Origin of the sequence: Acinetobacter pittii ATCC 19004 = CIP 70.29 (assembly GCF_000369045.1) — a bacterium.
GTDB lineage: Bacteria > Pseudomonadota > Gammaproteobacteria > Pseudomonadales > Moraxellaceae > Acinetobacter > Acinetobacter pittii.
In genome coordinates, this window is record NZ_KB849789.1 from 199,285 (window position 1) to 219,176 (window position 19,892).

Sequence of the window (19,892 nt, forward strand, 5' to 3'; positions counted from 1 at the left end):
CCGTGTCCATTGGAGTGATAGTTCTGTTGTTGATCATTTTTGCTTAAAACATCATGTTTAAGCCATACAAGGATATTAGGCGAAGGTGTGAAGGAAGCTTATGGCAAAAAGATATAAAGTTGCCACGATTGCAGGCGATGGCATTGGTTTAGAAGTTCTACCAGAAGGCATTAAGGTTGTAAAGGCAGCAGCAGAGAAGTACGGCATTGAGCTTCAGCTAGATACATTTGATTGGGCAAGCTGCGATTACTACCTTGAGCACGGCAAAATGATGCCAGATGACTGGTTTGAAACTTTGCAGGGCTACGATGCAATTTATTTTGGCGCTGTAGGCTGGCCAGATAAAGTGCCGGACCATATTTCGCTTTGGGGTTCGCTGCTCCAGTTCCGTCGTGGTTTTGACCAATATGTGAATTTACGTCCAGTGCGCTTAATGCCGGGTGTTAAATGTCCCTTAGTAGGTAAAAAACCGGGCGATATCGACTTCTACGTGGTCCGTGAAAACAGTGAAGGTGAATATTCAGCCATTGGTGGTAAGGCTTTTGAAGGAACAGATCGAGAGTTTGTTTTACAAGAAGCTGTATTTACACGTCATGGTGTAGATCGCATTTTGCGTTATGCATTTGAGTTTGCAAATCAGCGTGACGCGAAAAAAATTACAGCAGCGACCAAGTCTAATGGTATTGCGGTCAGCATGCCCTATTGGGATGAACGTGTGGATGCGATGGCAAAACAATATCCACAAATTCAGGCCGATAAACAGCACGTTGATATTTTAGCAGCTCGTTTTGTTTTACAACCTGAACGCTTTGATGTGGTTGTTGCATCGAATTTATTTGGCGACATTCTTTCTGATTTAGGCCCTGCATGTACAGGAACTATTGGTTTGGCTGCTTCTGCAAATTTAAACCCAGAAAGAAAATTCCCATCATTGTTTGAACCTGTACATGGTTCGGCACCAGATATTTACGGTAAACAAATTGCCAATCCAATCGCTGCGATTTGGTCAGGTGCAATGATGCTCGAATTCTTTGGCGAAGAAGACGAACGTTGCATTCAAGCAGGTCAGGACATTATGCAGGCGATTGAGAATGTATTAATTAATGGGCCAAAGACAGCCGATATCGGCGGTCAGGCAAAAACTTATGAGGTAGGAGATGCAATTGCATCGTGTGTAGCCCAAATTAAAATGGACGTGTTCGCTATGGAATAACGCCATCCAAAAATGGATGTATGGATATGGATAATCAAAACACAAAAATTTATACGGATAAAGTTCTTGCCGTAACCAGTTTACTGTTTGTATTTATTTCAGTTGCTGGTTTGGCGATTTATTCGCAAGAGTCGATCAAGATCGCTGCAACATGGATGCAGTGGACGACATCGGTATTTACCACCCCAGTATTACTGTTTGCTTTTTTAGCCATTATTTTTACTTTTGGTCTAGCTTTTAGTAAATACGGCAAAATTAAACTCGGTGAAGGAAAGCCTCAATACACCACGATGTCATGGATATTCATGTTCATTTTGTCAGGTATTGGGTCTTCTACACTGTACTGGGGCTTTTTAGACTGGGCTTACTATTATCAAACACCTGGTTTGAGCTTACCGCCTGAGTCAGCAGAAGCATTGAAATATAGCGTGGCTTATTCGTTTTTTCACTCAGGTTTAAGTGCATGGGCAATTTATGCTTTGGCATCAATTTCTTTGTGCTACAGCTACCATGTTAGAAAAAACAAAGGTTTAAGTTTAGCTTCAGTGATTGAGGCTGTGACAGGCTTTAAATCAACTGGTGTGGTTGGTCGTTTAGTCGACTTAATGTTTTTGCTTTGTATGTTTGGCGCATTGACGATTTCATTGGTACTCACTGCTGTGACATTTACCAATATTTTGTCTCAGCTCACAGGTATCCCAAATACTTTTATGACTAAGGTCATCATTATTTTGGGTGTTTCGGTTCTATTTGCACTTAGTTCGTATGTAGGTATGGATAAAGGCATGCAACGTTTAAGTCACATGGTGTGTTTAGGCGTGGTGTTATTTGCGATTTATGTACTGTGCTTTGGTCCAACTCAATTCATTTTGAATAATTCATTAATGAGTTTCGGGTTAATGGCAACCAACTTTGTTGATATGAGTCTGTTTACCGACCCAATGGGCGATGGCAAGTTTACTCGTGAATGGACTGTTTTCTACTGGTTATGGTGGATTTCATATGCACCGGGTGTGGCACTGTTTGTAACGCGTGTTTCTAAAGGCCGTACTATTAAAGAAGTGATCTTTGCCATGGTGATTGGCGGCAGTGTTGGTCTTTGGTTTATCTTTGGTGTGTTTGAAAACTACAGCGTTTATAGCTTTATTCATGGGGCTGTAAATGTACCGCAAATCTTAAGCCAACAGGGTGGTGAGGTTGCAATTGGACAATTGCTCAGCCTGTTACCTGCTGGAAAGCTGATGATGTGGATTTTCCTCGGCATTATGGTGGTGTTCTTGGCAGCACATATGGATGCGGTTGGGTATGCGGTTTCAGCAACATGTACACGCGGTTTAAGTGAAGGGCAAGATCCATCGCCAAACGCACGTCTGTTCTGGTGTGTCATGCTGACTTTGGTTCCAATTGCCATGATCTTTAGTAAGGCACCTTTAGACACAATGAAAACAGCAACTATTGTGACGGCTTTACCATTCATTGTGATTATTCTGATTCAAACCTATGGTTTAGTGAAATGGTTGATTCAGGATTATGCCAAAGTCCCATCACATTTAATTGAGCAACAAGGTTATGATGATGTGGAAATTGGTTTAAACCAGACTCAAGATGAACATGCGAAACGGATGCAGCTTGAGCTTGCAAGCTCAATCAAACTGGACAGAAAAACCAGCTAGAGGGAACGGTAATGACTACATGTGAACAGACCACGTATGTTTTAAGTGAAGAAATGCAAAGCCTTGTGTATTGGAGCAGCATTTATTCACCAGCAGATGCAGATATTGACTCAGTCCGCGCGGCCTATGACGCGATGTGTCGACACTACACTTTGCCTCGTGATGGCAAGATCGAAGTAGAAGATAGAGTTGTTGCAAATGCAGAGCATCCTCTACCTGTTCGCATGTATTCACCAAAAACTAAACGACCTGAAGCTGGTTGGCCATGTGTGTTGTATTTACATGGTGGCGGTTGGATGGTGGGTGGACTCGATTCACATGAGTTTATTACCAGTTATTTATGTCAGGACTTAAATGCAGTTGTCATTGGTGTGGATTATCGCATGGCACCAGAACATCGCTTTCCAGCAGCTTTTGAAGATTGTTTAGCAGTTTATCAATGGCTTAAACAACATGGTTCTGACTGGCAGATTGATAGTGAAAATATCGTTCTAGCAGGCGATAGCGCAGGCGGTAACTTAGCAGCAGCCCTTGCAGTGCATCTACAGCATAGTGGTATGCAAGCTCAAGGTCTGGCTTTGTTTTATCCGTGTTTAACTACAGCACTTGATACACCAGCCGCACAACAGCATGCCCATGCGCCGTTACTCACAACGGAAGATATGCATTTTTATTTAAAGGAGTATGCACCGAATTCACAAGATTGGCAGGATTTACGTCTAGCACCTTTATTGGCAACTGATTTTTCAGATATGCCTACAAGTTTTGTGGCGGTTGCAGAATATGACCCTTTAAGTGATGACGGTTATTTCCTTACCCAAAAATTGGAACAAGTAGGTATCCCTAACGAGTTCCATTTAGGCAAAGGTTTATTACATGGCAGTTTACGTCTGATGCGTGACTGTCCTGAAGTTCAACAGTTATATCAAAACATGCTGAGTGCGATACGTCGCATGTTTGGCAGTGTCGAAAAGATATGAATTTAATATCGAGTCATTTGGACGAAAAGAATTTAATGGAGTAATAACATGAGTGCAGTTGAAAAATTACCTGAAGATTTTTGCGCAAACCCAGATGTTGCATGGACTTTCCCTAAAGTTTTCTATACTTCATCGCAAGTATTTGAGCATGAGAAAGAAGCAATCTTTGCTAAAAGCTGGATTTGTGTTGCACATGGCAGTGAATTGGCACAACCGAATGACTATATTACCCGTAAAGTAATTGGTGAAAATATTGTCATCATTCGTGGTAAAGATAGTGTTTTACGTGCGTTTTATAATGTGTGTCCGCACCGTGGTCACGAGCTTATAAGTGGCAGTGGTAAAGCAAAAAATGTAATTACTTGCCCATACCATGCTTGGACTTTTAAGCTAGATGGTAGCTTAGCTTTGGCACGTAACTGTGACCACGTTGAATCTTTTGACAAAGAAAATTCAAGCATGGTGCCTTTAAAAGTTGAGGAATATGCAGGCTTTGTTTTCATTAATATGGATGAAAATGCGACTTGTGTAGAAGACCAACTTCCGGAATTTGCTGAGCGTTTAAATCAAGCATGTAGCGTAATTAAAGATTTGAAACTGGCAGCACGTTTTGTGACAGAAACTCCAGCAAACTGGAAAGTGATTGTTGATAACTATCTAGAATGTTACCACTGTGGACCAGCGCATCCAGGTTTTGCTGACTCCGTACAAGTTGATAAATATTGGCATACCACACATCAGAACTGGACATTGCAATATGGCTTTGCACGTTCATCAGAGAAATCATTCAAGCTTGATCCATCTGTAACAGATCCTGAATTTCACGGTTTCTGGACTTGGCCTTGCACGATGTTCAACGTACCACCGGGCAGCAATTTCATGACTGTGATCTATGAGTTTCCAGTAGATGCAGAAACGACTTTGCAGCATTACGATATTTACTTCACGAATGAAGAACTCACTCAAGATCAGAAAGATTTGATTGAGTGGTATCGCAATGTATTCCGTCCTGAAGATTTGAACTTGGTCGAAAGCGTACAACGTGGTTTGAAATCACGTGGTTATCGAGGTCAAGGCCGTATTATGACTGATAAGCAACGTTCAGGAATTAGTGAACATGGTATTGCTTACTTCCAACATTTAGTGGCGCAGCATCACAAATAAAACAAATGGATTTATTCAGGTGTAAAGATGACTTACACCTGATTCTTCAGTTAGGAAGATGATATGTCGAGTTTACAAAGTACTGAATTATTTCAGCAACAAGCCTACATTAATGGGCAATGGTTAGATGCACAGTCAAATGCAACGGTTCCAGTGACTAACCCTGCAACAGGTGAAGAAATTGGCACAATTCCTAATATGGGAGCGGCCGAAGCGACACAGGCTGTTGAGGCTGCTTATATAGCTTTGCAAAGTTGGAAGGCTTTAACTGCTCAAAACCGTGCAGATATTTTATTGGCTTGGTACAAACTGGTTCTCGAACATACCGATGAACTTGCTTTAATCATGACCATTGAACAAGGTAAACCTTTGGCAGAAGCGAAAGGTGAGGTGCGTTATGCTGCATCATTTATTCAATGGTTTGCCGAAGAAGGTAAGCGTATTTATGGTGATGTGATTCCAACCGTCAATAATCAGCAGCGTTTTATTATCAGTAAAGAACCTGTGGGTGTGGTGGCTGCGATTACGCCGTGGAATTTCCCAATCGCCATGATTACCCGTAAAGCAGCACCAGCTTTAGCAGCTGGATGTACGGTCGTGATTAAGCCAGCGAATGAAACGCCTTATTGTGCTTTAGCGATTGCGAAGCTTGCAGAAAAAGCAGGTATTCCGGCTGGTGTGATTAACGTTGTTACAGGTAAATCACAAGAAATTGGTTCTGTATTTACTTCGCATGAAAAAGTGAAGAAATTGACTTTTACTGGCTCAACTCCAGTGGGCCGTTTATTGATGCAGCAGTGTTCAAGCACCATTAAAAAATTGGCGCTTGAGTTAGGCGGTAATGCTCCACTGATTGTGTTTGACGATGCCGATTTGGATAAAGCTGTACAAGGTGCGATTTTTGCCAAGTTCCGTAATGCGGGCCAGACCTGTGTTTGTGCTAATCGCATTTATGTCCACGACAATATTTATCAAGCTTTTGCCGAGAAGTTTGTACAAGAAGTACAAAAGTTTAAAGTCGGTAATGGACTTGAAGATGGTGTGCAAATTGGTCCATTAATTAATGAAAAAGCAGTCTTGAAAGCACAGCAGTTGATTGATGATGCAGTGAGCAAAGGCGCTAAGGTAGCTTGTGGTGGCAAACAGCATGTTCTAGGGCAAACCTTTTATGAACCATCAGTTTTAACTAACGTTGACCGTACAATGGAAATTGTCCAAGAAGAAATTTTTGGTCCAGTTGCGCCCCTTATTCGCTTTACAGATGAAGCAGATGTGGTTGCTCAAGCAAATGACACGATCTTCGGTTTAGCTGCTTATGTGTATAGCGAAAATATTTCACGTTTATGGCGAGTATCAGAACAGCTTGAATATGGAATGGTCGGCATGAATGCCACAGCAATTTCAAATGAAGTTGTACCATTCGGTGGTGTGAAGCAATCAGGTGTTGGGCGTGAAGGCTCAAAGTATGGTCTTGAAGAATTTATGACCATTAAATATATGTGTTTAGGGCTTTAAGGATAAGCCCTAACAACAAGAATATGCGGTAAAAGAAGGATTCTAATATGGCTAATCATTATGAAATGTTCCCAGCGGTTGTTACTCGTGTGGAACAGCTAACCCCTTTAATCAAACGGTTTACGTTCAAACGTCAAGATGGGCAGAACTTTCCTCGATTTAGTGGGGGAAGCCATATTATTGTCAAAATGAATGAACAGCTTTCAAATGCGTATTCATTGATGAGCTGTACGCAAGATTTATCAACTTACCAAGTCTGTGTTCGTAAAGATGTGGAAGGTAAGGGTGGTTCAGTGTTTATGCATGATCAGTGTAATGAAGGCTGTGAAATTCAGATTTCAGAACCAAAAAATTTATTTCCATTAGCTGAAACAGGGAATAAACATATTTTAATTGCAGGTGGAATTGGCATTACACCATTCTTGCCTCAAATGGATGAGCTTGCAGCACGCGGAGCAGAGTATGAGCTGCACTATGCTTACCGTTCACCTGAACACGCAGCTTTACTTGATGAGCTAACACAGAAACATGCAGGGCATGTATTTAGTTATGTTGACTCAGAAGGCAGCATGCTTAATTTAGACGAATTAATTTCATCGCAACCAAAAGGCACACATGTATATGTATGTGGACCTAAACCTATGATTGATGCTGTGATTGATTGTTGTAACAAGCACCGTTACCGCGATGAATACATTCATTGGGAACAATTTGCCTCAACAGTTCCTGAAGATGGTGAAGCATTTACGGTGGTACTTGCCAAATCTAATCAAGAAATTGAAGTACAAAGTAATCAGACGATTTTACAAGCTATTGAAATATTAAATATTGATGTGGAATGTCTATGCCGAGAAGGGGTTTGTGGTACATGTGAAACTGCTATTTTAGAAGGCGAAGCAGATCACTTTGATCAATACTTAAGTGATGCAGAAAAGGCTTCACAAAAGAGCATGATGATTTGTGTGTCGAGAGCTAAAGGTAAAAAACTAGTATTAGATCTTTAATATATTTCTGTGGCCGATCAATTGTTTAAAGTAAAAAATGCTAAAAAAAGAACAAATAATGATGATCTGAATCTTATTTGTTCAATTGATGGGCATTAAGGGTTTTTACCTATTGACCTGCTATACAGAACTATAGATAATGCGCACACAGTTTACGGCTATGTAGCTCAGTTGGTTAGAGCACCGCACTCATAATGCGGGGGTCACAAGTTCAAGTCTCGTCATAGCCACCATTTTAAAAACCACGCTCCTGCGTGGTTTCTTTTTATCTATTTTTTACTCATTAAAATGTTTTTCAATCATATCGAGTGTTTTTGAGCTTTGATAAAAAGGAGCTAAAAGCGCTTGAAGTAATGGTTCTAAAATACCGTGTTCATTAAAGGCATCCATAACCTTCGGATAAAAACGTAAAGCTTCTGTTTGTAAGTCGCTTTCGGTTAATCCAATCTCACTTAATACTTCAAATAAACTCTGATCTTTATAAAAGTCATAAAAAACTTCGACACCATACAAAATCAGATCTTGCATAAATTGCGATTGGCGTAATTCTTTCCAGTATTCGTAAATTAAAACAAAGAACTCTTCTACATCGAGAGGAGTGAGCTGTTTCATAAATTCATACATTTTTTTATGTCTAATATCTTCCCAAACATGACGTACTAGACTTTCTAAATCTTCACTCGATAAAAGACTTAATTCTGTAAGTTGCTCATGAATAAAACTGGCAATCCAAGTTTCAAGTTTATGCTCGAGGCGTTGTTGTTGTAAAAAAGAGAATTTTTTGAGCTTATGTTGCCATTCAAAATGGTAGTCATCTACTCTAGATGCAGTTAGAAGTTTTGGTAATTTTTGTTCTAGAGTCGAGGTTGCAATATATTGGCAAAGCTGTTGTACAGAAGGGCTAGTTCTTAAAAACTGATTAAGATAATGAGGAATATGTTCCATTTCTAAAAATTTAGAAAGCCACATTTCAAATTGGTGGTCAGAGACCAAGTCTTGTAACTGAATTGGAGACTTCATAGCAGATAAATAAATACGCTGCGCGATTTCCCCAATAAACTCAAGTAAACCGGCACCTAGCTGCATTTCAAAAGCATAGCGTTTCACAACGGCTTGTAGTTGTTCTAAATCCACAACTTCATGTAGCTTGATTTCGTCAGCATGTTGCATAAATAACTGAATGAACTGCTGGAAATAAATAGGTGAGTTTTCTATAGATAATTGTTTTTTGAAAAATTCCACCTGCTCAAGCAAAAGTGCTTGAGCAAGTGCTGTAGTTTTTGATGAGTTTTTCTGCTCAGTCATTCGCTGTCCAACCGTTGACAATCGGATAACGTCGTTCGCGACTAAATGCACGAGAGGTAATTCTCGGGCCAATCGCACCTTGACGACGTTTGTATTCATTACGATCAACTAAACGGATGACTTTTTCAACAACTTCTTTATCAAAACCTTTGGCAATAATGTCGGCCTGACCTAAATCTTCTTCAATGTATGCGTAAAGGATGGCATCCAATACATCATATGCTGGTAAAGAGTCTTGGTCTTTTTGATCTGGGCGAAGTTCTGCTGAAGGTGGGCGGGTAATCACACGCTCAGGAATCACAGGGGTTTCGCTTAAGCTGTTACGGTATTTTGCTAATTCAAATACGATAGTTTTATAAACATCTTTTAGAACCGCAAAGCCACCAACCATATCGCCATAAAGCGTACAGTAGCCAACTGAAAGTTCAGATTTATTCCCTGTAGCAAGGACTAAATTACCAAACTTGTTTGATAAACCCATAAGCAATGTGCCACGAGCACGCGCTTGTAAATTTTCTTCAGTTGCATCAGCTGGTGAATTACCAAAGAAAGGATACAGGGTTTGCATGAAGCTATTTACGATTGAGTGAATTTCAGCAATACCGAAAGTCACCCCCATACGGCGAGCTTGTTCAGTCGCATCTTCTACACTAATTTGAGAAGTGTAAGTATAAGGCATCATTACAGCTTGCACTTTTTCTGCACCGATTGCATCAACAGCAATCGCAAGTGTAAGGGCAGAGTCGATACCACCAGAAAGACCCAGAATCACACCTGGGAAGCCTGAGCGCTCTACATAGTCACGAGTTGCCATGACTAAACCTTGATAGATTTCTGCAAATGTTTCTAATGCAGGAGCAGATTCAGTGACTTTATATAACTTTGTATCACGGTCAAATTCAGCAATATAAATGTCTTCTTTAAAGCTCGGTGCTTGTAAAGCAATCTCACCATTTTGATTACTGACAAAACTTGTACCATCAAAAATTAAATCGTCTTGTCCGCCCACTTGGTTAACGTAAACAATATTTAGATGAAGTTGTTTTGCAAGTTCACTTAAGGTCTGTATACGGTGTTGTGGTTTGCCGACTTCATATGGTGATGAGTTGAGTACAAGAACTGTATCAACATTTAATTGGCTCAACTGTTTGACCGTATTAATTGACCAGATATCTTCACAAATTAATACACCAAATTTATGTCCAAGATATTCAAACACCAAATGCTGATGGCCTTTTTGGAAATAGCGTTTTTCATCAAAGACGCCATAGTTTGGTAAATTGTGTTTGTTAAAAACACCCAAAACTTGACCGTCTTTCATGACAGCAGCAGAATTATAACGTTGACCATCTTCTGTCTGGTTTACAAATCCGAAAACCATAACAATATCTTTAACTTCGGCAAGTTGTGCAAAAGCCTTTTGCATACGTTTATTTAAATTTGGACGTAACAATAGATCTTCAGCTGGATAACCAATAACAGAAAGCTCGGGAAAAATAATCAGGTCAGCGTCTTGTTTTTTCGCCTGATTTACTTGCTCAATCATCTTTTGGGTGTTTGAGTCAATATTGCCAATATGCGGAGAAAACTGAGCAAGGGCAACTTTAAAACTTTTCATTCAAACCTAATCCTAGATCATAACGAATATAGATACACACAGTGTTGATTTTTATGAATATAATTTTTCAACGATGTGTATGATACGATAGTAAACAATTAAAATAGTAAACAAAAATGTCAAGATCAATAATATATACCAATCCCATATTTTCTGCGTAAAAATAACGAGATTTTCTGTATAGAATAGAAACAGGCTTCATTATTTTTATTGTTTGTATACTGCCTTATCACAAGCTAATTTGGAATAAGTCTGTTCTATTTTTTTCAATAATTTGAATTGAATAAGCGCACTTTTATAGTTTAGATAAGTATTTCTGATTTATAAGAATTCTCATTTACATTACGCAAAAAATGTTACGTTCAAAGTGAGATTGATTATTTAGTTACAAATGAAGTTGAGGTGAACAGATAATATTTGGGATTTTTCCAGAGCAAATATCGCGCGCAATTTCGCCTTGCTGTTCAATATTATACGTACTAAATGCCTTGTCAGGGTGGTAGGTATATTTGTAGGGATTGTAACTTTTAAAGCTGAGGTAATAGGCTGATTGTAATAAAGCACCTTTAAATAGTACATGAATGCCTTTTTGATATTGCATGACGTGGGTGAGTTCGTGAATAAAAATACCCTGCATAAACTTAGACTCTAGAGCGTAATCTTCGCTGTAATCAGCAGGATTGACATAAATATTCCCATTGGGGGCCATAAAAATACCGCAACTCTGCCAAGGGAGGTAGCGCGTAGCAATAATTTTAGGCCGTTCGCAATCAAGCATGTCACCGAAAACCATTTGCGCTAATATTTTTTCTTGAGCAGTCAAATGTCTAATCGGATAGTTTTTTAAGTGACGGAAAATAAAAAGTATAAGAAGAATAAATGGTGTATGGATTAAGCGTTTAAGGGCATTAAAAGTTAGCATAGCTTTGCCATTAAATGAGTTCATCTATTTGTTTAGCATAGTATAGATCATGTGTTGCTAAATAAAGAGCTATGACTATTCATTAGTTTTATAGTTCTGTTTTTATAAATATTTAAATGAATTTCATGTTTTTATTATTGTGAATATAAGACTTCTTAGAGAAGAAAAGCAAAAGCCCCAGTTAGAACTGAGGCTTTACAACAACTAAAATCACAACAGCAAATAAAATTAAGGTTGGCATTTCATTAAAAAAGCGCCAGAACTTATGTGATTTATAGTGAGCATTTCCGATGAGCTTTTTACGATAATAGCCACATACCAAATGATAAATCACTAATAAAGCCACTAATCCAACTTTGAGGTAAAACCAAGTCGCTTGATGGTAATGTCGAGTTGCATCACCCCACTCTACAAGGAAATGGGCGGTAATTAATGTAGCAATCATCGAAGGCCACATGATTCCACGATACAACTTGCGTTCCATTACCTCAAAGCGTTGATGACTTGCAGCATCTTCACTCATAGCATGATAAACATATAGACGTGGTAAGTAGAACAAAGCAGCGAACCAGCAAACCACGGCAATAATATGTAATGCTTTTACCCACAAAAAAGCATCAGAAGGTGCATCCATCGATAATCCTAGGTGGGATTATGCATCCCACTTCTTGAAAATAAGGCAAGCGTTAACACCGCCAAAGCCAAAACTGTTACTCATTACAGTATTCAATTTTGCATCACGTTTTTCAAGTACGATATCAAAAGGTTTTGCCCCTTCATCAAGTTCAGTCACGTTGATGTTTGGTGCAATAAAGTCATTTTGCATCATTAGCACAGAGTAAATAGCCTCCTGTACACCAGCCGCACCCAAGCTATGACCTGTCATAGATTTGGTTGAGCTAAGAGGAGGTACGTTACCTTCACCAAATGCACGTTCCATTGCTTTAAGTTCTGTAATGTCACCAGCTGGAGTAGAAGTACCATGTGTATTTACATAGTCAATTTTCTCTACGCCATGTTGCTTAGCTTCTTCAAGTGCCATTAATACACAACGTGTAGCACCTTCACCACTTGGAGCAACCATGTCCGCGCCATCACTGTTCGCAGCATAACCTACTACTTCAGCTAAAATGTTCGCACCACGTGCTTGCGCGTGCTCAAGTGATTCAAGTACTACAAAACCGCCACCGCCAGCAATAACGAAGCCGTCACGGTCTGCTGAATAGGGGCGAGATGCTGTTTCTGGAGAGTCGTTATATTTCGAGCAAAGTGCGCCCATTGCATCAAATAATAAACTTTGAGACCAGTGATCTTCTTCACCGCCACCAGCAAGCATAAGGTCTTGTTTGCCAAGTTGAATTAAGTTGTACGCATAACCAATTGCATCTGCAGAAGTTGCGCAAGCACTTGTAATAGTATGTGAAATACCTTGTAGCTTAAATGCAACACCTACGTTTGCAGTAATGGTGTTTGACATGTTACGTGGTACGAAAAATGGACCCACTTTACGTGCGCCTTTAGTCTCTAATAATTCTGTCATTTCAACAACAGAAGCAGTTGAGCCACCACCTGAACCACCTGCAATACCATAACGTGGATTACCAGCAAGTTGTTCAGGAGTAAGGCCTGCATGTTCAACTGCAGCTACAGCAGCGTTGTATGCATACATCGCACATACGCCCATGAAGCGTTTTAATTTACGGTCGATATTATCAAAGTCTTGTTCTGCAGCAGCGCTGACATGACTTTTAAAATTGAGTTCAGCATAAGTTGGGTTAAAACGTGTCCCGGAGATTCCATTTTGAAGTGAATGAGTAACTGCTTCTAAAGAGTTACCGATACATGAGTTAATACCCATACCAGTGATTACAACACGTTTCATCTACAGGTCCCTTTATGGTGATATTTAAGAGTCTATCGTGTTCAACAGCTATGAAAATGAATAGGAGAATATAGCTGTAAGAAAACGGGACTCATGTTTTTCGTTGTTAACATGATAGCAGAAAGGATTTTTATTTCTTATGGCAAATCTTTATGACAATTTTACATTTAAAAAAAATAACCAAATACATAGTATGTTGCATTTAGGGTTAACTAAAATACACACATTCAAGTTGAGATAAATCCACATTCCACCTAGTATTTATCTCTAATTAGATAAATTAAAAAATCGAGGTACTTGATGACAAAATTTAATAATAATCAATCTGACAATTTGTTTTCTCAGGTCTTCGGAGTGGCTAAAAAGCTCAGTTCTACAGGATTGAGTATCTTGCAACAGAACCAATCAGGTGACGTCAGTAAGGTAATTGAACCAATCCCAACTGGAAAAACTGTTGAAGGTAGATCGAGAACAAAAAGCCCATTTGAAGTTGAGCAATATGAAAGTCCTCAACAAATGCTAAGAGAACATTTACCAAAAGTCACACGTCAGGTATTTGGTCGACATTTTAAAAAAGTAAATGGTGTTGCTACATTTCTTTCGCCAGATTGGGATGAAAAAATCTCAGGCCATTTATTTAATTGGTTAAATGACTTTAGTTCAAAAAGTACCTTAACTGAAAAAATCCTAGAAGAAGCGGGTGCTAAAGATTTATTTGAATTAACTAAAGATACAGGTCGTTCTCAACGTCTAAGTCAGGCACTTATAGAACAAAACAAGCTCATTGCGACTGTACAAGGTGCAATTACAGGTGTATCAGGTGTCGTTGGTGCAGCTGTAGATATTCCAGTTTCATTAGTTTTGGTCTTAAGAACTATTTACCAGACAGGAAGGTCACATGGCTTTGATCTGCTGGAGGTGGCAGACCAAGATGTTGTTGAGTTTATTTTTAAAGAAGTTGACATTAGCTTGATTGCAGAGAAACAAACTCTCTTGTTGGCTTTGAAAACATTGCGAAATATGTTGGAAACTCAAGATATTCATCAATTTCAGCAAGTATTAGGTTCAACCACAGATATAGATACTTTAAAGAACTGGTTAACAGATGAAGAAGGGGAGTTTAAATGGGAATGGTTAAATCGTATTCCTAAACTTTCAGCTTTTGGTAAGTTTACTCCAGTTGCAGGCGCTGTTTTAAGTGCAGTATACAGCTGGAAATTACAAGAAGATGTAGGACATAAAGCTCAGGCAATTTTTGGAGCTGCAAGACATTATTTAAACGAACATCCAAGTGAGCATTTATCTCCACTACAGGCTTATTATGCTGCGGTTACACTCATTCAAAAAGCAAGCCCAAGACTTTTAAATGTAGGCGAAGATGGCAATATTCATGCTGCTCATCATCATAAAGTAGAAAATCACGAGGTAATCTCGAAAGTATCTATTGTGTTAAAACCTACAGAAAGCGAAAAAAGTGAAGAGAAAGTTCAGGAAAATGTTCATAAGGGCTTAGAAAAACTTGCTGACAAACATGTGACAGAACATGAGCATACTGAACAAAAGCCTGCTCTAACACCAGAGGATGATGACGAGATATTAGAAGATAAAAAATACTCTTAACAATACGCTTACAAAGTGAAGGTTTAAAAAGTAAAAATAGCCTCTATTTAAATTTGTAAATCGTGCTGTCAAACATTGATATGGTCAACATTTGGTAAGTATTGCCGTGTTGACCATTTTTGCATCTTGGCTTACAATTATGTGCCCTTAAAAAGAGGTATTTTCTTTTTAAGGTTTTTTAATAACGGGAGAATTGCCATATGGCAACAACGAATCAGTTGATCCGTAAGGGTCGTACGACTTTGGTTGAAAAATCCAAAGTTCCTGCGTTGAAGGCTTGTCCACAACGTCGTGGTGTTTGTACACGTGTTTATACAACTACACCTAAAAAACCTAACTCAGCTATGCGTAAGGTTTGCCGTGTTCGCTTAACTTCAGGTTTTGAAGTATCTAGCTACATCGGTGGTGAAGGCCATAACTTACAAGAGCACAGTGTTGTTCTTATCCGTGGTGGTCGTGTTAAAGACTTACCGGGTGTACGTTACCATACCGTTCGTGGTTCATTAGACTGTGCTGGTGTTAAAGATCGTAATCAATCACGTTCTAAATACGGTACTAAGCGTCCTAAGAAGTAATTCTAGGAAACTAGTCGAATAAGCCCTTTAGCGTTTCGCTTGTTTGAATTCTTCATAGATTTGTAATTCAAGCGACGTATAGTAAGGCCAGCGTCGTGTACATGACACTTGTACAAACTGCTGGATCATCCTGAAGTGTCATATTATTAGGTGTATTAAAATGCCAAGACGTCGCGTAGTCGCTGCTCGTGAGATCCTTCCAGATCCAAAATTTAGCAGCCAAACAATCGCTAAATTCATGAACCACGTAATGCAAGATGGTAAAAAATCTATTGCAGAAAGTATCGTTTACGGTGCTTTAGAACGCGTTCAAGAAAAAAACAAAGTAGACCCAGTTGAATTTTTCGAGACTACTCTTGAAAAAGTTCGTCCTATGGTTGAAGTAAAAGCACGCCGTGTTGGTGGTGCTACTTATCAAGTACCTATGGAAGTACGCCCATCCCGTCGTACTGCCTTAGCTATGCGTTGGTTAGTAGATGCTGCTGCTAAGCGTTCTGAAAAAACGATGGCTTTACGTCTTGCTGGTGAGTTGCTTGATGCAGCTGAAGGTAAAGGTGCAGCAATCAAAAAACGTGAAGATGTGCACCGTATGGCTGAAGCTAACAAAGCCTTCTCTCACTACCGTTTCTAAGCGGATAAAACAGGCCTTATTCAGGAGAATATTCATGCGTACAGCAGCTCGATTCAACATTGCTCTCTATCAAAGTGGGGGCTTTGCAGGTATTTAAGTTGCCTGTTTGGATATTCGCGCGCATCAATTTAATTGGTGCGTCCTGTTTTAAATATAACATTTAGGAATGTAGACATCATGGCTCGCCAAACCCCAATTACTCGTTACCGTAACATCGGTATTTCTGCGCACATTGACGCAGGTAAAACAACTACAACTGAACGTATTTTGTTCTACACAGGTGTATCTCACAAAATTGGTGAAGTACACGACGGTGCAGCAACAATGGACTGGATGGAACAAGAGCAAGAGCGTGGTATTACAATTACCTCTGCTGCTACGACTTGTTTCTGGTCTGGTATGGGTAACCAATTCGAACAACACCGTATCAACGTAATTGACACCCCGGGACACGTAGACTTCACAATCGAAGTTGAACGTTCTATGCGTGTTCTTGACGGTGCGTGCATGGTTTACTGTGCTGTAGGTGGTGTACAACCTCAGTCTGAAACTGTATGGCGTCAAGCGAACAAATATAAAGTGCCTCGTTTAGCATTCGTGAACAAGATGGACCGTACTGGTGCAAACTTCTTCCGTGCTGTTGAGCAAGTTAAAACTCGTTTAGGTGGTAATCCTGTTCCTATCGTTGTGCCAATTGGTGCTGAAGATACATTCCAGGGTGTTGTTGACCTTATCGAAATGAAAGCGATTATCTGGGATGAAGCATCTCAAGGTATGAAGTTTGAATATGCTGATATCCCAGCTGACCTAGTTGATACGTCTAACGAATGGCGTACAAAAATGGTTGAAGCTGCGGCTGAAGCTTCTGAAGAATTAATGGACAAGTACCTAGAAGAAGGTGATCTTTCTAAAGAAGACATCATCGCTGGTTTACGTGCTCGTACATTAGCTTCTGAAATTCAAGTAATGCTTTGTGGTTCTGCGTTCAAGAACAAAGGTGTTCAACGTATGTTGGATGCTGTAATTGAATTCTTACCATCACCTACAGAAGTTAAAGCGATCGAAGGTATCCTTGACGACAAAGACGAAACTAAAGCGTCTCGTGAAGCATCTGACGAAGCTCCGTTCTCTGCACTTGCGTTCAAAATCATGAACGACAAATTCGTAGGTAACTTAACATTCGTACGTGTTTACTCTGGTGTTCTTAAACAAGGTGATCCGGTTTATAACCCAGTTAAAGCTAAGCGTGAACGTATCGGTCGTATCGTGCAAATGCATGCGAACGAACGTCAAGATCTTGATGAAATCCGTGCAGGTGATATCGCAGCGTGTGTAGGTCTTAAAGACGTTACAACTGGTGATACATTATGTGATGAGAAAAACATCATTACTCTTGAGCGTATGGAATTCCCAGAGCCAGTAATTTCATTGGCTGTTGAACCAAAAACTAAAGCAGACCAAGAAAAAATGTCTATCGCTTTAGGTCGTTTGGCTAAAGAAGATCCATCGTTCCGTGTTCGTACAGACGAAGAATCTGGTCAGACAATTATTGCTGGTATGGGTGAACTTCACCTTGACATCATTGTTGACCGTATGAAGCGTGAATTCGGTGTTGAAGCTAACATTGGTAAACCAATGGTTGCTTACCGTGAAACGATCAAAAAGTCTGTTGAACAAGAAGGTAAGTTCGTACGTCAAACTGGTGGTAAAGGTAAGTTTGGTCACGTATATGTACGTCTTGAACCGCTTGATGTTGAAGAAGCTGGTAAAGAATACCAATTCGTTGAAGAAGTTGTTGGTGGTGTAGTACCTAAAGAATTCTTTGGCGCGGTTGACAAAGGTATTCAAGAACGTATGAAGAATGGTGTATTGGCTGGTTACCCTGTTGTTGGTATTAAAGCGACATTATTCGACGGTTCTTACCATGACGTCGACTCTGACGAATTATCGTTCAAAATGGCAGGTTCTTATGCCTTCCGTGATGGTTTCATGAAAGCGGATCCTATCCTTCTTGAACCTATCATGAAAGTTGAAGTGGAAACTCCAGAAGACTACATGGGCGATATCATGGGTGACTTAAACCGTCGTCGTGGTATGGTTCAAGGTATGGACGATCTTCCTGGTGGAACAAAAGCAATTCGTGCAGAAGTTCCTCTTGCTGAGATGTTTGGTTACGCGACTCAAATGCGTTCTATGTCTCAAGGTCGTGCGACTTACTCTATGGAATTTGCTAAATATGCTGAAACTCCACGTAACGTGGCTGAAGGCATCATCGCTAAATTCCAAGCTGGCGGTAAAAAAGGTGACGACGAGTAATCTTTCGATTACTATAAGCCCAAACTAATTTCTTAGTTAAAAACCAAGTGCTCATGGGGTGACCCTCCATGAGTAGTTTATAAAGGAAGATCATCATGGCTAAAGCCAAGTTTGAACGTAATAAGCCACACGTAAACGTGGGCACAATCGGTCACGTTGACCATGGTAAAACAACTTTAACTGCTGCGATTGCAACAATTTGTGCAAAAACTTACGGCGGTGAAGCGAAAGATTACTCACAAATCGACTCAGCACCTGAAGAAAAAGCACGTGGTATTACAATTAATACTTCACACGTAGAATACGATTCTCCAATTCGTCACTACGCGCACGTTGACTGCCCAGGCCACGCCGATTACGTTAAAAACATGATTACTGGTGCTGCTCAGATGGACGGCGCGATCCTTGTGTGTGCTGCGACTGACGGTCCAATGCCACAAACTCGTGAACACATCCTTCTTTCTCGTCAGGTTGGTGTACCTTACATCATCGTATTCTTAAACAAGTGTGACCTTGTTGATGATGAAGAATTACTTGAATTAGTAGAAATGGAAGTTCGTGAACTTCTTTCTACTTATGACTTCCCTGGTGATGACACTCCAGTTATCCGTGGTTCTGCGCTTAAAGCGTTGGAAGGCGATGCTGGTCAATATGGTGAGTCTTCAGTTCTTGCTCTTGTTGAAGCGCTTGACTCTTACATCCCAGAACCAGAACGTGCTATCGACAAAGCATTCTTAATGCCAATCGAAGACGTATTCTCAATTTCTGGTCGTGGTACTGTAGTAACAGGCCGTGTAGAAGCTGGTATCGTTAAAGTTGGTGAAGAAGTAGAGATCGTTGGTATTAAAGATACAGTTAAAACAACTGTAACTGGCGTAGAAATGTTCCGTAAACTTCTTGACGAAGGCCGTGCAGGTGAGAACTGTGGTATCTTACTTCGTGGTACTAAGCGTGAAGACGTACAACGTGGTCAAGTACTTGCTAAACCAGGTACAATCAAGCCGCACACTAAATTCGACGCAGAAGTATACGTACTTTCTAAAGAAGAAGGTGGTCGTCACACTCCATTCTTAAATGGTTACCGTCCACAGTTCTACTTCCGTACAACTGACGTAACTGGTGCAATCCAATTACAAGACGGCGTTGAAATGGTTATGCCAGGCGACAACGTTGAAATGTCAGTAGAATTAATCCACCCAATCGCAATGGACCCAGGTCTACGTTTTGCGATCCGTGAAGGTGGTCGTACTGTAGGTGCTGGTGTTGTTGCGAAAGTAACTGCATAATCACTTTCAGTGAAAAAAAGCGCTCTTTTTAGAGCGCTTTTTTTATATTTAATTGTCTAACAATCACTATAAAGGCTGGCCCTAACTGATATTTCAATGTCCTTATTTCCCCTTAATCCTTTTTATTAACTTTGTATGATAAGAATCAAGAAAACGAACAATAAAGTTTGAGTAACTAGGGTTACTTA

The 19,892-nt window shown here is 39.9% G+C and carries 16 protein-coding genes and 1 tRNA gene; 12 read left to right on the forward strand and 5 right to left on the reverse strand.

The window, feature by feature from the left end; genetic code table 11:
- The first annotated feature begins 100 nt into the window (after nucleotides 1-100).
- From yeaU to F928_RS11450, 7 genes are all read left to right on the forward strand, one after another.
- Entirely contained in the window at nucleotides 101-1,213 is a 1,113-nt protein-coding gene (yeaU, locus tag F928_RS11420) for a tartrate dehydrogenase (RefSeq protein WP_005075283.1), read from the forward strand.
- 20 nt (nucleotides 1,214-1,233) lie between these two features.
- The gene (gene yeaV / locus F928_RS11425) at nucleotides 1,234-2,886 is read left to right on the forward strand and encodes a BCCT family carnitine transporter (RefSeq protein WP_023187688.1); all 1,653 of its coding nucleotides are present in this window, start codon (nucleotides 1,234-1,236) and stop codon (nucleotides 2,884-2,886) included.
- Nucleotides 2,887-2,897: 11 nt separating this feature from the next.
- Nucleotides 2,898-3,866 (forward strand): alpha/beta hydrolase, encoded by a 969-nt coding sequence (locus tag F928_RS11430; RefSeq protein WP_005075287.1) that lies wholly within the window; start codon nucleotides 2,898-2,900, stop codon nucleotides 3,864-3,866.
- Nucleotides 3,867-3,914: 48 nt separating this feature from the next.
- Nucleotides 3,915-5,030: a carnitine monooxygenase subunit alpha gene (gene cntA / locus F928_RS11435; protein WP_005075288.1), complete on the forward strand. Its 1,116-nt coding sequence runs from the start codon at nucleotides 3,915-3,917 to the stop codon at nucleotides 5,028-5,030.
- A gap of 63 nt (nucleotides 5,031-5,093) precedes the next feature.
- Entirely contained in the window at nucleotides 5,094-6,545 is a 1,452-nt protein-coding gene (locus F928_RS11440) for an NAD-dependent succinate-semialdehyde dehydrogenase (protein ID WP_005075291.1), read from the forward strand.
- Between the two features lie 47 nt (nucleotides 6,546-6,592).
- Entirely contained in the window at nucleotides 6,593-7,549 is a 957-nt protein-coding gene (gene cntB / locus F928_RS11445) for a carnitine monooxygenase, reductase subunit CntB (protein WP_005075293.1), read from the forward strand.
- Between the two features lie 156 nt (nucleotides 7,550-7,705).
- Nucleotides 7,706-7,782: transfer RNA gene (locus F928_RS11450), tRNA-Met, on the forward strand.
- A gap of 43 nt (nucleotides 7,783-7,825) precedes the next feature.
- Here the strand turns inward: F928_RS11450 and F928_RS11455 are convergent.
- The 5 genes from F928_RS11455 to fabB all read right to left on the reverse strand — a co-directional run bounded on the left by F928_RS11455 (nucleotide 7,826) and on the right by fabB (nucleotide 13,276).
- On the reverse strand, nucleotides 7,826-8,854 hold the full coding sequence (locus F928_RS11455; RefSeq protein WP_002120422.1) for a hypothetical protein: 1,029 nt from the start codon (nucleotides 8,852-8,854) through the stop codon (nucleotides 7,826-7,828).
- A complete protein-coding gene (locus F928_RS11460; protein ID WP_002120406.1) occupies nucleotides 8,847-10,472 on the reverse strand; it encodes an NAD+ synthase in 1,626 nt (541 codons plus the stop codon). The genes F928_RS11455 and F928_RS11460 overlap by 8 nt, the downstream gene beginning before the upstream one ends.
- A gap of 385 nt (nucleotides 10,473-10,857) precedes the next feature.
- Nucleotides 10,858-11,418 (reverse strand): hypothetical protein, encoded by a 561-nt coding sequence (locus F928_RS11465; RefSeq protein WP_005075294.1) that lies wholly within the window; start codon nucleotides 11,416-11,418, stop codon nucleotides 10,858-10,860.
- A 157-nt stretch (nucleotides 11,419-11,575) separates the two neighbouring features.
- Nucleotides 11,576-12,028 carry a protoporphyrinogen oxidase HemJ gene (gene hemJ / locus F928_RS11470; RefSeq protein ID WP_002120291.1) on the reverse strand — a complete coding sequence of 151 codons (453 nt, stop codon included), beginning with the start codon at nucleotides 12,026-12,028 and terminating at the stop codon, nucleotides 11,576-11,578.
- An 18-nt stretch (nucleotides 12,029-12,046) separates the two neighbouring features.
- A complete protein-coding gene (fabB, locus tag F928_RS11475; protein ID WP_002120440.1) occupies nucleotides 12,047-13,276 on the reverse strand; it encodes a beta-ketoacyl synthase N-terminal-like domain-containing protein in 1,230 nt (409 codons plus the stop codon).
- Between the two features lie 300 nt (nucleotides 13,277-13,576).
- Between fabB and F928_RS11480 the strand changes: the two genes are divergently transcribed.
- The 5 genes from F928_RS11480 (at nucleotide 13,577) to tuf (ending at nucleotide 19,704) form a co-directional block, all read left to right on the forward strand.
- Nucleotides 13,577-14,896, forward strand: a complete 1,320-nt coding sequence (locus F928_RS11480) for an EcsC family protein (RefSeq protein WP_002120376.1) — start codon at nucleotides 13,577-13,579, stop codon at nucleotides 14,894-14,896.
- 200 nt (nucleotides 14,897-15,096) lie between these two features.
- Nucleotides 15,097-15,471, forward strand: coding sequence for a 30S ribosomal protein S12 (gene rpsL / locus F928_RS11485; protein WP_002050319.1), 375 nt, complete (start codon nucleotides 15,097-15,099; stop codon nucleotides 15,469-15,471).
- A 160-nt stretch (nucleotides 15,472-15,631) separates the two neighbouring features.
- Complete coding sequence (gene rpsG / locus F928_RS11490; RefSeq protein WP_001138055.1) at nucleotides 15,632-16,102, forward strand: 30S ribosomal protein S7; 471 nt, start codon at nucleotides 15,632-15,634, stop codon at nucleotides 16,100-16,102.
- 177 nt (nucleotides 16,103-16,279) lie between these two features.
- A complete protein-coding gene (gene fusA / locus F928_RS11495) occupies nucleotides 16,280-18,418 on the forward strand; it encodes an elongation factor G (protein WP_002120436.1) in 2,139 nt (712 codons plus the stop codon).
- A gap of 95 nt (nucleotides 18,419-18,513) precedes the next feature.
- Entirely contained in the window at nucleotides 18,514-19,704 is a 1,191-nt protein-coding gene (gene tuf / locus F928_RS11500) for an elongation factor Tu (RefSeq protein ID WP_005065785.1), read from the forward strand.
- Nucleotides 19,705-19,892: the final 188 nt, after the last annotated feature.

Coding starts and splice junctions, on each gene's coding strand:
- yeaU (WP_005075283.1), top strand. CDS start 101: ATGGCAAAAAGATATAAAGTTGCCACGATTGCAGGCGATGGCATTGGT.
- yeaV (WP_023187688.1), top strand. CDS start 1,234: ATGGATATGGATAATCAAAACACAAAAATTTATACGGATAAAGTTCTT.
- F928_RS11430 (WP_005075287.1), top strand. CDS start 2,898: ATGACTACATGTGAACAGACCACGTATGTTTTAAGTGAAGAAATGCAA.
- cntA (WP_005075288.1), top strand. CDS start 3,915: ATGAGTGCAGTTGAAAAATTACCTGAAGATTTTTGCGCAAACCCAGAT.
- F928_RS11440 (WP_005075291.1), top strand. CDS start 5,094: ATGTCGAGTTTACAAAGTACTGAATTATTTCAGCAACAAGCCTACATT.
- cntB (WP_005075293.1), top strand. CDS start 6,593: ATGGCTAATCATTATGAAATGTTCCCAGCGGTTGTTACTCGTGTGGAA.
- F928_RS11455 (WP_002120422.1), bottom strand. CDS start 8,854: ATGACTGAGCAGAAAAACTCATCAAAAACTACAGCACTTGCTCAAGCA.
- F928_RS11460 (WP_002120406.1), bottom strand. CDS start 10,472: ATGAAAAGTTTTAAAGTTGCCCTTGCTCAGTTTTCTCCGCATATTGGC.
- F928_RS11465 (WP_005075294.1), bottom strand. CDS start 11,418: ATGAACTCATTTAATGGCAAAGCTATGCTAACTTTTAATGCCCTTAAA.
- hemJ (WP_002120291.1), bottom strand. CDS start 12,028: ATGGATGCACCTTCTGATGCTTTTTTGTGGGTAAAAGCATTACATATT.
- fabB (WP_002120440.1), bottom strand. CDS start 13,276: ATGAAACGTGTTGTAATCACTGGTATGGGTATTAACTCATGTATCGGT.
- F928_RS11480 (WP_002120376.1), top strand. CDS start 13,577: ATGACAAAATTTAATAATAATCAATCTGACAATTTGTTTTCTCAGGTC.
- rpsL (WP_002050319.1), top strand. CDS start 15,097: ATGGCAACAACGAATCAGTTGATCCGTAAGGGTCGTACGACTTTGGTT.
- rpsG (WP_001138055.1), top strand. CDS start 15,632: ATGCCAAGACGTCGCGTAGTCGCTGCTCGTGAGATCCTTCCAGATCCA.
- fusA (WP_002120436.1), top strand. CDS start 16,280: ATGGCTCGCCAAACCCCAATTACTCGTTACCGTAACATCGGTATTTCT.
- tuf (WP_005065785.1), top strand. CDS start 18,514: ATGGCTAAAGCCAAGTTTGAACGTAATAAGCCACACGTAAACGTGGGC.